Below are 14,213 nucleotides of genomic sequence, written 5' to 3' on the forward strand. Positions count from 1 at the left end.
GTGGCGGGCGGCGGCGGACATGCGCGAGTGGGCGCTGGCCGAGTGCGCCGCCGTCGAAGCCGAACTCGACAGCGGTGCGCTCGGCCAGGCGACGCTGCGCTGGATGCTCGGTGCCGCCTTGGGCATGCCGCGCTACTTCGTCCGCGAAGTGCTCCGCGACCGCCGCTGGTCCACGGACACCCGAGTGACGAACGCCATCGTCCTGCTCGAGATCGGCGCGGGCCTGCAACGTCTGCGGGTGCTGGTGCCCGACGCCCAGTTCGAGCTCCTGCCCCAGATCCTGCCGCCGTCCCTGCACGAACTCGCCGTCGGCGGCCACGCCGCACCGTCCGCCGGCGCATGACCGCCAGCGCTCCGCGGCCATCACGGCCGCCCTAGCGCCCGGGAGCTGGCCGGCGCTGCAGCCGGTGATACGTCTTGCGGCACTGCGGGCTGCAGAATTGGGTGTCCCGTGCGCCAGCCGCCGTCCCCCCGCCGGCCCCGGCGCACCCGTCGTGCACAAGTTCTTGCCGCAGTACTCGGCACTGCTCCTGCGATGCGCCACGCCGATGTCAGCGCTTGTCGCCCATTTCGATGTCAGCAGATTCGCCGTGCCTGACATGAGGCGCCGCGAACACCTCCGCGCTGGTGCCCCTCATCGCGGTGTTCCGTCCACGGTCGCGGCGCCGGTCCCCGTCGGTGTCAGGGTGCTGTCCGCTGGCGCGCCGCCAGCCCGAGTGCTGTCCCCGTCGCGGCGCTGCACGGGTGGTGCGGGGGTGCCGGTGTCCGGCTCGGGCAGCCGGTAGACGCGCGGGGCCATCGCGACCCGGCCGGCGTTGACGAGCGTCGGCGCGACCCGAACCCGCTTGACCAGCGCGCCGCCGGGGCCGTGGTGCTGGCGGCGCCAGTGGCCGCGGCGGGCGTGCGGGGCGAGGGTTCGACCGGTGCCGCCGTCGGCCGGGTCGCTGACGGTTGTGCGTTTCACGTTGAGGACCCGCACGGCGCCGGCGCCGCCGTAACGGGCCAGGCGCCGGAAGTCACTGGCCGTGCCCAGCCGCTCCCAGCCGGCGCGGTTACCGGCGTCGGGCAGGCGCAGTTCACGGTCGGGTTCGTGCCAGTCGGCCCAGGCGGCCACCGCGGCGAGGTTGCCGACCTCGGCGGCCCAGCGGGTCGTGCTACGCCGGGCGGGCACGACGTAGCGGCCGAGCATGCCGCCGGTGGCGGACGGTACGGCCAGACACCAGGCGAACAGGTCGTCGAGGTGGCCGAGGCTGTCGCCGAGGAGCAGGACGGCTTCGACGAGCGCGCCGCGGGCGCTGATGGCCTCCCACAGGGTGACCGGGGTGCCAGCCGGGGACGGGTGAATGTCGGCGAGGCTCACCGGCCGCGTGGTGCGGGTCAATTCCAGCAGCCGGGCGTCCAGCGTCGTCAGGGACGCAGCGCTGCCCGGCTCGGCCGGCGGGACGACGATCGGGTCGGAGCAGCACAGCAGGACCTGGGGATAGGGCAGCCGAATCTCGGCGAGGTCCTCGTCGGGCAGCGGCGTGCCGGCGACGAAGGCACTGGTCTGCCCGGGCGGCAGCCAGAACAGCCCGGCCGTGTTGAGCCCGACCGCGGCGACGGCCTGCTGGCCGACCACGGCCGGACCGCCGGTGCCGTCGGCGTGGCGTGACCAGGCGCCGAGGGCGGCCAGGCCGTAGAGGTGGCGCAGGTCGAGTGCGTCACCGGGGTGCGGGAAGTGCGGACGGGGCGACCACGGCGCCTGCATCCGCCCGCCGGCGCGGGAGATGGCGGCGTTGCGGGCCAGGTCGTCGCGCAGCCGTCCGGTGAACGCCGCGGCGCCTTCGGCGGCCAGGCTGGCGCGCCGGGTCGCGGCCAGCGCAGCAGTCAGCGGGCCGTCCCCGGCCGGCGGCACGCCCGGCATGGTGCTACCGGGTTCGCGGGCGGGTTCGTGGCCCAGTGCGGCGGCCACCGGATGGCCGGCGTCGCCCTCGGCCAGCCAGGGCAGCGGATGCCAGGCGTGGACCGCGTCGAGGTCGATGGCGCCAACGGTGGTGGCGGCGACCCTGGCAGCGACCACCCGTGCGTCGTGCAGGCCGGCGCGGCCGGCCTCGGTGTGCGCAGCCTCTTCTGCGTGACCGAGCCGTTCGATCGTGCTGCGCCACGGCTGGCGCAGCAGCGGCGCCATCCAGTCGTGCTGCTGGGATCGCGGCGCCGACCGTGCGGTGGCCCGCCGCTGCCGGCGGGCGGCCTGGATGGCGACCACCGCGTCGACGTCATGATCGCCCCGGTCGATGTCGGTGATGACGGCCCCCGGCCGACCGATCAGGGCCATCAGGGCTTCGGCGTTCTCCAGGGCGCTGCCGCCCAGCGTGGCCTCCACCCGGCGCAGCAGCGCCTCCCACGCCGTGCCGAGCCGTTTGTCGAGCGGCTCGATGCGGGCGACGGCGTCGGCCAGCAGGTCGACCTCGCCGGCCAGCCGGACCCGCTCGGCTTCGGTAGCGTGGTCGCGTTCGGCCTGTCGCCGGGCCAGCAGGTCGCGCAGGGATGCCACTTCGGCCGCGTCGGCCTCCGCCTGGACCCGCCGGGCGCGTTCGGCGGCGAGGTCGCGCTGCGCCTGCTCGATCTGCGCGGTAAGGCCCTGCACGTCGCGACTGTGCTTGGCCCTCGCATGTTTACCGCGTGCCATCGGCCGCTCCCGGCTGCGGGCCGGTCTCCAGCCCGGCCGGCACGGTGAACCATTCGACCCCGGCCGTGGTGAGGTCCGCGGTAAGCCGCCGGCGGATCTGCGCCTCCTCGGCGAACAGCGCGGCCAGCCGGGCGCCGGGCTCGCCGAGGTCGGGCAGGTGCGATGCGCGCAGCAGCCGCCCGTGCAGCAGCCGCAGGTGATCGGTGCGGGTGAACGCGGTGCTCAGCCGGTCGGCCAGGCCGGTGGCCCGTTCGCGCAGAGCGAGGACCCGGTCGGAGGTCAGGGTGTCGCGGTCGCGTTCGGCAGCCAGCAGAGCGGCCTGCACCGAGGGCCGCTCGGCGGACGTGCGTTCCGCGGCTGCGCGCAGGTACCGCTCGCGGGCGGTCTCATCGCGGATGGCGCGCAGCCGCTGGGCAAGGTCGGCGGGGTCCGGATCGCCGGCTGCCGGTGGTTCGACTTCCGTCATTGCCGTAGTCTCCCATCGTGCTCACGCCGGGCGGGTATGACACAGACGGTTGTCGTTCATCACCGTTGGTGCAGCACGCCCGGCGGATCCCGACGGCCGGGGTGGCGGTGCGGCACGTCCGGCCGGCGGCCGCATCACCGAGACCACCACCGGCGACACCTGGAAGACGATCCGCGCCAGCCTCGACCGCATCCACCTCGGCACCTTCCACGGCCCCGCCGGCACCTTCCGCCAACGCACCGAGCTCAACCCCGCGCAGAAGAAGACCTTCACCACCCTCGGCCTGACTGAGCCACCCCGCGTCTTCGACGCCACCCCAGCCGCAGCGCTCTGACCAGCACACATACCGTCGCCTAGTGACACGCCTGTCACCGGGCTTATAGTCGTTTCACCAGCTCAGGCCCAAGATGCGCGGACTATATCGATGCTCAAGCGCGGAACGCAGGCGTGATGAGGCCATCAAAAGACGGCTGGTTCGGGGCTAACGCATTGCCGTGTTACTCATAGCGATGTGATGCTGACCGCTGGTCCGCGCTGACCGTCCGGATACGCCGCCGTAGCGCGGCGGGGCAGGCTCGGCGCCGGTTGCCGGGTCTGGCTGGTTGCCTACGTCTGCGTCGCCGGCGAAGCCGAGCTCGATGCGTGCTGATCGAGTTCGTTGGTTCGGGTGATGAGCGTGTCTACGTTTGGTGCTCTTCGCACGACCGGGATGGCGACTGCGCACAGGGCGGTCAGGGCCATCACCGCGGCCGCGATCACGAAGGCAGGGATGGATCCCAGGTGGGACACCACCAACCCCGCTCCGAGGACGGCGACCGGGCTGAGCCCCAGGGAGATCAGTCGATGGACGCTGGTCACTCGCCCCAACAGTCGATCTGGCACGAGGGCGTAGCGGTATCCGGCGACGATCACGTTCAGCACCGGGGCCAGCAGTGTGACGGGCACCATGACCAAGCCCATCGCGACTACGTTGGGCAGCGTGGCGAGCGTGCCCAGCAGCGCGGTCCATGCCCACAGCGAACCGATCAGAATGACGCGTGCTGGCACCCTGCGCTGCAGCCAGGGTGCCAGCACCGCGCCGATCACCGCGCCCCCGCCGATAAGCCCGAACAGCAGGCCGATCACGACAGATGGAGCCCCCAACTGCTGCATCCGAACGATCAGGATCAGCGGCAGGGCGCCGATCGCCAGGTTGCCCAGCGCGGCGATCGCGACCAGCGAGCGCAGTAGGTGCTGCCGCCACAGCCAGGCGATTCCTTCGCCCATCTCGGTGAACAATCGGCGAGGTGGGCGGTCACGCGGTTGCTGGAACTGCGGCCGGATCAGCATCAGGGAGCCGAGCGAGGCCAGGTAGGACACCGCGTTGGTGAGGAATGGCACCACGTGGCCAAGCTGGAACAGCAGGCCGCCCAGCGGCTGGCCGGCCAGGCTGGCGCCGTGCTCGCGGGCCTGATTCTGGGCCACCGCGGCCGGCAGTTGTTCGGCTGTCACGACGTGAGGCAGTGCCGCGGCCTCGGCGAGCTGGAAGAACACGCCGCCGGACCCTTCAATGAACGCGACGAGCATCAGCTGCCACAGGGCGGGTTGGCCGGCCAGCAGGGCGAACACGATGCTGCCCACCGCGATCGCCCGGACGCCGTCGGCGATCATCATCACCAGTTTGCGGTTCCACCGGTCAACCAGCGCCCCGGCCAGCAGGTACCAGATAAGTCCTGGCAGCGTGAACGCAAAGCCCACCAGCCCGGCCTTGGTCGGTGACCCGGTGAGCGCCAGGGTCACCAAGGGGTACACCAGGCCGCTGATCTTGGTGCCGACCGTGGAAACCACCTGACCGCTCCACAGCAACAGGAAGTCGCGGTTGTGGCGCAGCGGCTGTGCTGGATTCCGGGCTGCACCCGCAGTCCTACCGAGACTCATCTGGTTCCTTCAGCGTTCAGACGATCGGGCTGGGGATAGGCCACCGGCGCATGCGGTTCGGTAGCGCGGTGACCCATCCGCCGAGGCTCAGCAGCAGTTGCTCCTCGAGGAGCAGCTGCGCCGCCTCCTGGTGGATGGCGGACAGGTCGGCGAGGCGACACGGGTTCAGGAACCGCTTGAAGGCATCCATCAGGTCTGGGTCATCGATCACGAAACGGGCCGCGGACCCGAGCGGCCGGCGGGTATCCCTGATCTCGATGAACCCGGGCCCGGTCCGGAAGAAGCACAGCCCGGGACGATGAACGGTGCGCCAGTGGTCCATCCGCCCGTCCATGTCGGCGTCGGGCTGTGGCGGGGCCAGGTGCACCAGCAACGTGACGTCGATGTCAGCCGTCACCAAGCCGTGCCAGAGCACGTCGGTCGAGGCTGACTGCAGGTCGCGGAGCCGGGTCACGAACGAGATCGTGGCCTGCGGCTCAGCACTGCTGAGCACCATCCTCTGGTCCACCTGGACAGTGCGGGGCCGGACCAGCACCGATGCGTCCCTGATCACGCGTGCACCACCTGCTCGCCCCGCTCGGTCGCGAGGTGCACGGCGACGTCGTTCGTGGCCAGCGCGACGTAGTTCGCGGCGTCGTTGAACACCAGGCCGTCGGTTTGGCACTGGGCCAGCCAGCCCTGCAGCTCGTCCTGCTGCACGTGGTGACCCTGCTCCCCCAGACGCTTGTGCAGCGCCAGCACGCGATATGGCCGCTCCAGCAGCCGGTATGCGGCTCGCTGCCAACCCTGTAGCACATGGTCTTGCTCGGGCCAGCCGCGCCGGCGGTCGTGCACGGTCGTCGCCCCCGGTCCGTCAATCATGAACAGCGATGAGACCGGGTAGTCCTTCCTCCACTGGGCGACCGCCTCGATCAGCGCGTTCTCGACGGTGCCCTCGATGCCCGCGTTTCTGCTGTTGAAGTAGTAGGCGAGGTCGAACAGCTCCTCGTCGGGAAGGTCGTAGATGTGCCGGTAGAACGGCAGCGGGACCCGTTCGGCGAATCCCAGCTCCGGTCGCTCGAAGTAGGGGCTGAACCGCTCCAGCAGGATCCGCATCGCGCCGCTCGGCGGTTGGAGGTGGACGAGCGCCGGCATCTGCTCGATCGTCGGCCAGTAGTCGGCCTCCAGTTCGCCAGGGAAACCGTAGAGGTAGTTCCACATCACGGTCAGGGCGTTGTCCTCCGACAGGCGGAGGACCCGGATGTTGGTGGCGCCGCTCACGCCCTTGTCCATGAGGTCGAGGACGCGCTGGTTGAGGCTCTCGATCCCGAACTGGACCGCGTGCACGCCTGCTGCGGCGAGCATGGCCACCTGATCCGGCCGCACGTTGGCCTTGGCCTCGAACTGGATCTTCAGGTCCCACCCGGACTCGACCAGCCGGGGCAGCAAGTCCCGGTAGTAGGCATGGTCGATGATGTTGTCGCCGGTCATCACATCCAGCACCTGGTGCCGGGCCGCCAACGTGGTCAGCTCGTTCCAGAACCGGTCCGCCGGCTTGCTGCGGTAGCCGATCGTGGCCGGGTTGAGACCGCAGAAGGTGCACTGGTGCCGCTCACCCCACCAGCACCCGCGCGAGCCCTCGATGTAGAGGTACGGCGACAGGTACTCGCGCGTCGGCGAGACGTCCATGGCCGCGAACCAGCTGTCGTAGGTGGGCATCGGGATCAGGTCCGGAGAGATGGTGCCGACGTTCTCCGGGTTCGCCTGTGACCGATCCCCGTCCCACCAGCACACCCCGGCCACGGCACGCGGTGCCGTCCCCTCAGCGATGTGTGCCAGGAGCGCCGGCAATGTCACCTCGCCCTCGCCGCGCGCCACGAAGTCCACGAATCGGTGGTTGCGGTGCAGCGCATGCCCCATCGACCCGTCGCAGTGCGCACCACCCAGCACGATCTGCACCTCGGGACGCAAGCGCTTGATGTGGCGAGCTACAGCCAAGCTGGGCACCGTCTGCATAAACGAGGTGGTGAACCCGACCACGTCGGGGTCCCGACTCAGGATGTCACTGGTCGCCTGGGCAACGAACCCGTCCGCGAGCTCGCGCATCTGCTCGGCGACGGGGACGAGGTCGCCCAGGCTCGCCGTGTGACGCCGCAGTGCGGTGGCATGCCAGGCGGGGTCGTCATACAGCGACCCGGCGAAGACCCAGTCACCCACTCCCTGGATGATGCCGTCGTCGGCGACCCGCATGTACTCCGCCGGCGTCAGCTGCCCGCCCGTGGCTGCCAGCAGATACTCACCCCAGTGCAGCGCGCCGTGGTACTCCGTCACGTCGACGTTCGGCGACACCTCGCCCACCCGGCTGCGCAGAATGCCGATGGCCAACGACGGGGTGTCGATGGCCATCCACGGCATTGCGACCAGACACAGTCGCACTGACGTCAGCTCTCGATGAACGAGACGGCTGCTGGCTGCCGATCCATCTCCAGGGCCTCGTCCCGGCGCGTTCCGATCGGCGCGCACCACTCGTAGGTACGCTGCTGCGCCACCCGACCGCGGATCTCGGTCTTCTTCAGCTTCATCCCCGATCCCCCTCTACTGTGATCAATTCGCGACGCACTGTTAAGTGCATCGGTATGCAGCATTGTCACGCATGGAGGCAGACCGCACATTGCCCAATCGCGCCACGCTGTTGCCCAAGCGCGCCACGCTGTTGACTATTCACGTCGGGTCGCGCAGCGTGACCCCGGCTGCCGCGCCGGCCGTGGTCGCCGGGTCGGCGACCAGGGCGAGGCCGTGGCGCACCCGGCCGCCGGCGGTGACCAGGATCAGCTGGTAGGTCGGCACCGGACCCAACGGGTTGTTGATCGAGCTGATCCGCAGGCCGAACGGGGTGCTGTCGCGGCGGAACAGGGCCCGGGCCGGGCCGGCCGGGTTGAGCCGGCGAGCCTACCGACCTGCGGCCGGTTTCGTGCGCCCGCCCAGCGCCCCGACGATCGCCTCCGCCGCTCCGTGCCGAACATGCCGGTCATCAACGCGAGCTGCGACAGGTCGACGAAGTCGATGACGACCCGCCCCCGCTGCAGGAACTTCCCCGCCGCCATGCCAGGTCCCGCAGCGCGTAGGTGTGGCCGCGGTCGGCGGCCCGCTGCAGCAGGGCCTCCGCACCAGCGGCATCCCGGGCCTTCTCCCGCCGCTCGGCCAGCGCCCACAGCGCGCCGATATCGCCGCGGTCGGCGCCCTGTTGCAGCAGGGCCTCCGCACCAGCTGCGTCCCCAACTGCATCCTGCCGCCTGGCCAGATACAGCAAAGACCGAACGTCGCCCTGATCAGCGGTGTGCCGGTGCCAGTTGGACGGCGCGGGCATACCGGGCCACGGTGGTCGGCCTGGCGGGCGAGTTCGCAGAGGGCGTCGGTGTCGGTGAGGACGTTGGCGGCGGCGTTCCAGAATGCGCTGGGCGGGAAGATGGCGGCGGCGGTCGATGCGGCCGGTCTGTTCGAGGTAGTCGGCGAGGCGGTAGTGCGGCTGCCCGGTTGCTGGTTGGCCGGGGCGGGGCCGGATGCGGGTGAGTGGTCCGGGGACGCCGCGGCACGGTTTGGCTGTGTAGGCGAGGGCCTGTTCCAGCCAGTCCTCGCCCACCGAGTTCCAGTCGTGGTCACGGGGGTGGCCGAGCCGGCGGGCGTCGATCGCCACGTCGATCACGGCCCGGGCCACCGAGTTGGCCTGCGTGTACCGCTCGATCAGGGCCGGCACCCCGGCCAGTTGCTGGGTCACTCGCCCATCAGGTGCGTTCGCGGCAAACGCGAGCCGGGGGTCGACGCCCGTTGTGCCGCCCGAGGTGTTGTGCAGGGTCTGCAGGTCGGTGGCGGTGAAGGCGTCTGGCACGTGGAGGGTGGCGCCCGCCGAGCAGCTGCCGGGCCTGGCCGTACACGTCCGGGCTGCCGGGCCGGGGGCGGTGGTCAGGGTGTCCCAATACTGCGGCCACAGCGTGGCCAGGACCAGCACCGGTGGGCGGGACCGGTCGTGCAGCAGGGTGCGCAGCCCAGCCGCGACCTGCTCGCCCAGGCCCGGGTTGTGCGACAGCAGCAGGACGGCCGCCGGGTCGGGGACCAGGGCGAGGCGGTGGCGCACCCGGCCGGTAGCGGTGACCAGGATCAGCTGATAGATCGGCACCGGGCGACATCGGGGCGCTGTCGGAGGTGGCCCGGCTGCGGGAACAGGCCGGGGACCCGGCCGGCGCGGAAGCCGAAGCTGTCCGCGCCGTCGACCGCGGCAGCACCGACGCGTTGACAACCCTGGCCAGCCTGCGGAAGCGGGCCGGCGACGTGGTCGGCGCCGAGGCGCTGTACCGGCAGGCCGCCGAGCTGGGCAGCATCCCGGCGCTGGTTGATGTGGCCCGGCTGCGGGAACAGGCGGGGGACCCGGCCGGCGCGGAAGCCGTCGCTGCCCTCGCCGTTGAGCGCGGCAGCACCGACGCACAGTCGGCCCTGGCATGGCTGCGACTCGAGGCCGGGAACACCCGCGGCGCCGAAGCGCTGTACCAGCGGGCCGCCAACCACGGCAGCGTTGCAGCGCTGTTGTCCTGGGCACGCCTGCGGAAGCGGGCCGGCGACGTGGTCGGCGCCGAGACGCTGTACCGGCAGGCCGCCGAGCAGGGCAGCATCCCGGCGCGGATGGAGGTCATCCGACTGCGGGAGCAGGCCGGGGACACGGCCGGCGCGGAAGCATTGGCCGCCCGCGCCGACTGGGACGGTCTCAACCCATACAGGGGCCTGGTGCTGCAGCGGGACGGGGCCGGGGACGCCGCCGGTGCGGAAGCGTTGGCTCTACGCGCCGCTGCCCGGGGCGACACTGGCGTCCTGGTGGTCCTCGCTCAGCAGCGGTGGCGAGCGGGAGACACGGTCGGCAGCGAAACGCTCTACCAGAAGGCCGCCGACCACGGCGATGTCAAGGCACTGCAGTATCTGGCGAGACAGCGGGAGCAGGCGGGAGACACCGCTGCCGCTGAATCGCTGTACCAACGGGCCGCCGACAGGGGCGCAGACGCTGCCCCGCTGTACGCCCTGGCCTCGCTCCGAGACCAGGCCGGAGACAGCCTCAACGCTGCCCGCCTGCGCCAGTTCGGGCTGACCGGCGCAGGCACGCCTGCTTCAGGCTTGGACTTTGGTCGATTTAGCCAACTCAGAAGCTAGGCAACCTGCGCTGAGCGCCGGCACCTTCCCGGTGCCTGCCGAAGAGACTCGACGGCCTTGTGGTCCACCGGCACCCAGCGCATCGGCACGGCCGGGCCCGGAGATCGAGGCCGTACCCAGCGTCGACACCCTCGCCCTGGCCAGGCCGTCGGCCTGGCAGCTGGCGCCGCGCTCGCTTACTGACGATGGCGGCGGAAGCGCTGCACCAGTTCGTTCGCGGAGCGGCCCGGAGGCCTGGGGCGGCCCGCCGCGTCAGACCACGACCGCGTCGAGCCGCCGCCAGAAGCCACAGCGTACGGGGCTGCTGAGGCGCTCAGCTGATCAGCCCTGCCCGGAATGCAGCGGCCACGGCGTGGGCGCGGTCACGGGCTCCGAGCTTGCGGAAGAGGCGCCGCGCGTGGGTCTTGACGGTGTCCTCTGACACCAACACCTCACGGGCGATTTCTGCGTTGCTCTTGCCGTCCGCCATGCCACGAAGGACCTGGAGTTCGCGTTCGGTGAGTTCGACCCGTCGTCGGGCTGGTGCCTGTAGCCACTCCAGCTCGTTGGATGCGTCTTCCTCGCCCGCCGCGGCTGCCAGACGCCACAACTCGATGGCTTCGCCCCGCCGCCCAGCTGCCAGCAGCAGCTGGGACAGCGTGCGGACCTGCGTCAGTGCCGAATGCTCCGGTCCGTGGCCGGAGTAGCACACGGCCACAAAATCGGCCAGCAGGTACCGGGTTGCTGGCGTACCAGCGCCGAGTCCTGCTTTGGACGCGACCAACGCCGAGCGGACGGGGTCGACCAGTTCCCGCAGCTGTCGTGCGCCATCTACGCCGAGGGACGACGCCTCGACGAGGCCCCAGAACTCCCGAAGGTCCTTGTCGTTCAGGGCTGGCCTCGTTGACCAGGTGCGCTGCTGCGGCAGGCCCGACATGTCGCCGCGCTGCTGCGGCACGCCGGCGCCGACCATCCGGGCGGCGGGCGCAGCCGCCGTGCGGGTCAGGCCGCGCGCGGCCACCGGAACGACTCCGCCGGGGCTGGCCTGGGTGGGCGTGCCGACGCGTGCCTGGAGCACCGGCTCGTCGTTGCCGCGCACCTGGCTCAGCACCAGCAGCACCGCCTTCGCGAGCGTGGTCACCGGGTCGGCCGTGTCGGAGCGGATGACCGCCCGCGCGCCGGCGGCGATCGCGGCGGCCGCGGCCCGGGGCTCCTCCGTGCCGAAGAAGACCACCGTCGCGCCGGGCGCCACCGCGAGGAGCTGGCGGGAGAACTCCGCGGCGTTTGGCCGGCCGAGGGCCGGGTCCGCGAGCACCAGGTCCGCGGGCTGCTCACTCAGCCGGGCGAGGGCCTCGACCATGGTGACGGCGGTTCGCACCGCGTGTGCCACCCCGAGCCTCGCCGCGGCAGCGGCGACCGTCTGTGCCGCGACTTGCGTTCGCACACACACCAGAATGGTTCGCACCGTCGTCACCTCCCCTGAACACGTAGCCGGGCTCGTCGCCGAGCACGATGGAGCACCGCCTCGACACTCCGATCGGTCAGATCACCGCCGATGGTCTTCGCAATCTCGCGATGGGTGAACCCTTCCCCGGCCATGAGCAGCATCTGCTTGACCTGGTCGGACTCGTCGCCGATTGCCTGGACGATCAGGTCCCGCAGGATCATCACGTCCTGGGGGTCGGTGCCCTCGCGCTGCACTGGAACCTGCGGTAGCGGCTCGCCGGTGGGCACCTCACAGACCGGCGTGTCCGCCCGCCACATCCGGCAGGCGTTGCTGAGCTTCAGCAGGCAGCCGCCGATGAAGAACGTCTTGATGCTCGCGCCGCGATCGGGCCGCCAGACACGTTGCCGCAGCACTTTTTGGTCGAACAGCTGCAATCCGAGCGTGACGGTGAGGTCAGCGATCGCCATGGCGTCGTCGCGCCGGCTGTGCTGCGCAACGGGGCGGTGCGCTGCCGCCACCGGCCGGCCAAGCTTCCACGCCCGCGTGAACGCCGTTCCGTCGATCGTCCACGCGGTCATCACGGCCAGCCCGTACTTGGTGAGTTCCAGAATGAAGGCCTCGTACTCCGCCCCGCGCAGCCCCGCGGCGAAGAGGCGGTCCAGCAGCATCGCGTCGGCAACATGCGGATCCTTACCGGCTGCGTCCTCGTCCGGTCGATCATCGAGCCGACTTGCTGAGACCGCAACCTGGCGAAGGTCGACCATGAAGTCGATGTCGTCGGCGAAGATCGGATCGAGGTCCCCGTCGGAGTTCTCGTCGAGCTCCTCGTCGAGGCCAGAAGCAGGCGTCTCGGGTTCCTCGATCACCAGCCACCTGCCGGGCGTGGTTGCCGGATTCGGGCGTCATCCGCCGCGAGCCGTTGCCAGGTTGTGGCGGCTCGCACAGCTCGGCCCGGTCGCGGCTGGATCGGTCTGCCCTTCCTAGTCTGGTGGTACCCGCTGGCCCGGTTGGAGCTGCGGACACGTCAGTGCCACCCGGGCCGAGCATGCATCGGCTGTTGCCTGTGTAACTGCGCCGCACGAACGAGTTGTAGATCAATCGGACCCGATCGTGTCGCTGTGCCAGCCTTCGGCTTCCCGTCGGCTGCTTCCGCTCGACTGCTATCTCGCGCCGTCGCGGGATGCCCACGCCGCAGGCCGAACTTTTTTCGGTGAGGTTCCCGTCAATCCGCAGGCGTGGGCCACGACCCGCCCGCCGAGCTAGATCCTGGCACACGAACCGCATCCGGCCATGAAGCTCAAGGAGGGGCGAAATGCCGAGAAAGCCGCAAATCAGCCTGGCATCGGCCAACGCTCTGCAGGCCGGTCCACCGCATCCCCAGCAGGCACTGACGCAGCTCAAGCGTGAGAACGGGATCCTGCGCGGCCTGGCCCGCCGGTACCGGCGAGCGGCGATCGCCGTGATCATCGCCGGTGAGGTGAAAGCGGTCGTCGTGCTCGCTACGGCCGAACCTGGAAGCGTCGAGTGGCTCGCCAACGCCGCATGGGGCGCTGCGCTGCTGCTGGTCGGTGGCAGTCTGGTGGCGCCGCATGTGAAGCGCATCCTCGAGCTGGGTGATCCCACTCGGCCTCAGGCGTAAGCCGCCGGCCGACCCGAGCTCCGCGGTGAGGTGGCCGGGTTGCGGGGCTCGCCGGCCACTGCGCCGGACCGTGGACGCTTGGGCCTGTGGCCGTTCAGGCCACTCGTCGTCGGCGTACGCAACTGTGTGTCCCCCCGGCGGATCGCGGTGCCCGGTCTCGTAGTTCCACGGTCCGGCACCCGCCCATACTTGCCGTCATGTCCTTCTCGGAGTACGACGTCAACCAATGGGCCGAGGCCATCGCGAACCTGCACGCCAGCACCACCCACGACTCGGGCGACGCCCGCCAGGCCTACGACGCCGTGGCCAACCTCTGGTCGGGGTACGGCTACCAGGATGCCCCGACCGAAGTGCTGCGGATGCTCGTCAACGCCATCGAGATCGGCTACATGGCTGCACTCAACGACGTGCGCAGCGGTGACCTGGACGACGAGATCCGGATGTGGCGGCCGGATCTCGCCGAGCAGTAGCGGCCATCTGGGGCGCGGCGCTCGGCGTCGCCGGGTCCCGCACCCGGCCGGTTTTCGGCGCTGGCCATGCGGCGGCCGCACACCGCCGCCGGGCCCGCCGAGTCCAACCGGCGACCCCGCACCAGGCGTACGAGCGAGTGCGCCGGACGAGGTGACAGGCGCCCGCCAGCCGAGCCTGCCCGGGCAACCGGCCTGACCCATTCGCTCCGGCCGGAGCGGCGCACCGCACTGGAAGAACTCGGCATCGTCTGGACGCCACACCGGGACAGTTGGAACCGCGCGTACGTCGCAGCGACAAGCTGGGGCGCCGGCACCCCACCGACCGCTCGGACGGATCCTCCGCGCCTGGCGGCGGCTCCCGCCGCGCGCGGGCGAACCGGTCATGTCGTCGTCCACCGTAGATGCGCCTCCTCCGGCTCGGCGCAGCGTGGTCGCCGCGCTCCACCACAGAGGTC

General features: G+C 71.0%; 14 protein-coding genes and 1 pseudogene. 5 read left to right on the top strand and 10 right to left on the bottom strand.

The features are described from left to right. On the top strand, positions 1-343 hold a 343-nt coding region (locus IEZ31_RS12715; RefSeq protein WP_229834832.1), incomplete at its 5' end, for a hypothetical protein. A 291-nt stretch (positions 344-634) separates the two neighbouring features. On the opposite strand, the gene IEZ31_RS12720 is transcribed toward IEZ31_RS12715, so the two are convergent. Both IEZ31_RS12720 and IEZ31_RS12725 read right to left on the bottom strand, forming a co-directional pair. Then, the gene (locus tag IEZ31_RS12720; RefSeq protein WP_190250011.1) at positions 635-2,626 is read right to left on the bottom strand and encodes an AcrVA2 family anti-CRISPR protein; all 1,992 of its coding nucleotides are present in this window, start codon (positions 2,624-2,626) and stop codon (positions 635-637) included. Positions 2,627-2,654: 28 nt separating this feature from the next. Further along, complete coding sequence (locus IEZ31_RS12725; protein WP_190250012.1) at positions 2,655-3,134, bottom strand: hypothetical protein; 480 nt, start codon at positions 3,132-3,134, stop codon at positions 2,655-2,657. 130 nt (positions 3,135-3,264) lie between these two features. On the opposite strand from IEZ31_RS12725, the pseudogene IEZ31_RS12730 reads away from it, so the two are divergent. Beyond that, positions 3,265-3,468 (top strand): annotated as a pseudogene (locus tag IEZ31_RS12730) (IS1634 family transposase); the annotation flags it as partial. A 272-nt stretch (positions 3,469-3,740) separates the two neighbouring features. On the opposite strand, the gene IEZ31_RS12735 reads toward IEZ31_RS12730, so the two are convergent. The 6 genes from IEZ31_RS12735 to IEZ31_RS12755 all read right to left on the bottom strand — a co-directional run bounded on the left by IEZ31_RS12735 (position 3,741) and on the right by IEZ31_RS12755 (position 9,204). Beyond that, on the bottom strand, positions 3,741-5,051 hold the full coding sequence (locus IEZ31_RS12735) for an MFS transporter (protein WP_190250014.1): 1,311 nt from the start codon (positions 5,049-5,051) through the stop codon (positions 3,741-3,743). A 16-nt stretch (positions 5,052-5,067) separates the two neighbouring features. Beyond that, a complete protein-coding gene (locus IEZ31_RS12740) occupies positions 5,068-5,604 on the bottom strand; it encodes a DUF5825 family protein (protein ID WP_190250015.1) in 537 nt (178 codons plus the stop codon). Further along, the gene (locus tag IEZ31_RS12745; protein WP_268241664.1) at positions 5,601-7,445 is read right to left on the bottom strand and encodes a RiPP maturation radical SAM C-methyltransferase; all 1,845 of its coding nucleotides are present in this window, start codon (positions 7,443-7,445) and stop codon (positions 5,601-5,603) included. The genes IEZ31_RS12740 and IEZ31_RS12745 overlap by 4 nt, the downstream gene beginning before the upstream one ends. A 26-nt stretch (positions 7,446-7,471) precedes the next feature. Next, entirely contained in the window at positions 7,472-7,612 is a 141-nt protein-coding gene (locus tag IEZ31_RS12750; protein WP_190250017.1) for a hypothetical protein, read from the bottom strand. A 139-nt stretch (positions 7,613-7,751) separates the two neighbouring features. Further along, complete coding sequence (locus tag IEZ31_RS58165; RefSeq protein ID WP_268241660.1) at positions 7,752-7,877, bottom strand: hypothetical protein; 126 nt, start codon at positions 7,875-7,877, stop codon at positions 7,752-7,754. Positions 7,878-8,061: 184 nt separating this feature from the next. Then, a complete protein-coding gene (locus IEZ31_RS12755) occupies positions 8,062-9,204 on the bottom strand; it encodes an SEL1-like repeat protein (RefSeq protein WP_190250018.1) in 1,143 nt (380 codons plus the stop codon). A gap of 26 nt (positions 9,205-9,230) precedes the next feature. Between IEZ31_RS12755 and IEZ31_RS12760 the strand changes: the two genes are divergently transcribed. Continuing rightward, positions 9,231-10,223, top strand: coding sequence for an SEL1-like repeat protein (locus tag IEZ31_RS12760; RefSeq protein ID WP_190250019.1), 993 nt, complete (start codon positions 9,231-9,233; stop codon positions 10,221-10,223). 313 nt (positions 10,224-10,536) lie between these two features. On the opposite strand, the gene IEZ31_RS58850 is transcribed toward IEZ31_RS12760, so the two are convergent. Both IEZ31_RS58850 and IEZ31_RS12770 read right to left on the bottom strand, forming a co-directional pair. After that, positions 10,537-11,667: a helix-turn-helix transcriptional regulator gene (locus IEZ31_RS58850; RefSeq protein WP_308429380.1), complete on the bottom strand. Its 1,131-nt coding sequence runs from the start codon at positions 11,665-11,667 to the stop codon at positions 10,537-10,539. A 5-nt stretch (positions 11,668-11,672) separates the two neighbouring features. Then, the gene (locus IEZ31_RS12770) at positions 11,673-12,515 is read right to left on the bottom strand and encodes a hypothetical protein (protein ID WP_190250020.1); all 843 of its coding nucleotides are present in this window, start codon (positions 12,513-12,515) and stop codon (positions 11,673-11,675) included. A gap of 446 nt (positions 12,516-12,961) precedes the next feature. Here IEZ31_RS12770 and IEZ31_RS12775 point away from each other — a divergent pair, with 446 nt between their 5' ends. Further along, positions 12,962-13,288, top strand: coding sequence for a hypothetical protein (locus IEZ31_RS12775; RefSeq protein WP_190250021.1), 327 nt, complete (start codon positions 12,962-12,964; stop codon positions 13,286-13,288). A gap of 197 nt (positions 13,289-13,485) precedes the next feature. Then, positions 13,486-13,758 carry a hypothetical protein gene (locus IEZ31_RS12780; RefSeq protein WP_190250022.1) on the top strand — a complete coding sequence of 91 codons (273 nt, stop codon included), beginning with the start codon at positions 13,486-13,488 and terminating at the stop codon, positions 13,756-13,758. Positions 13,759-14,213: the final 455 nt, after the last annotated feature.

Origin of the sequence: Dactylosporangium sucinum, assembly GCF_014647515.1 — a bacterium.
In the GTDB taxonomy this organism is placed as follows: Bacteria; Actinomycetota; Actinomycetes; order Mycobacteriales; family Micromonosporaceae; genus Dactylosporangium; species Dactylosporangium sucinum.

What these genes read in the sequence shown, in the direction of transcription:
- IEZ31_RS12780 (WP_190250022.1), top strand. Translation starts at nt 13,486, where the DNA reads ATGTCCTTCTCGGAGTACGACGTCAACCAATGGGCCGAGGCCATCGCG.
- IEZ31_RS12745 (WP_268241664.1), bottom strand. Translation starts at nt 7,445, where the DNA reads ATGCCGTGGATGGCCATCGACACCCCGTCGTTGGCCATCGGCATTCTG.
- IEZ31_RS12725 (WP_190250012.1), bottom strand. Translation starts at nt 3,134, where the DNA reads ATGACGGAAGTCGAACCACCGGCAGCCGGCGATCCGGACCCCGCCGAC.
- IEZ31_RS12750 (WP_190250017.1), bottom strand. Translation starts at nt 7,612, where the DNA reads ATGAAGCTGAAGAAGACCGAGATCCGCGGTCGGGTGGCGCAGCAGCGT.
- IEZ31_RS12735 (WP_190250014.1), bottom strand. Translation starts at nt 5,051, where the DNA reads ATGAGTCTCGGTAGGACTGCGGGTGCAGCCCGGAATCCAGCACAGCCG.
- IEZ31_RS12775 (WP_190250021.1), top strand. Translation starts at nt 12,962, where the DNA reads ATGCCGAGAAAGCCGCAAATCAGCCTGGCATCGGCCAACGCTCTGCAG.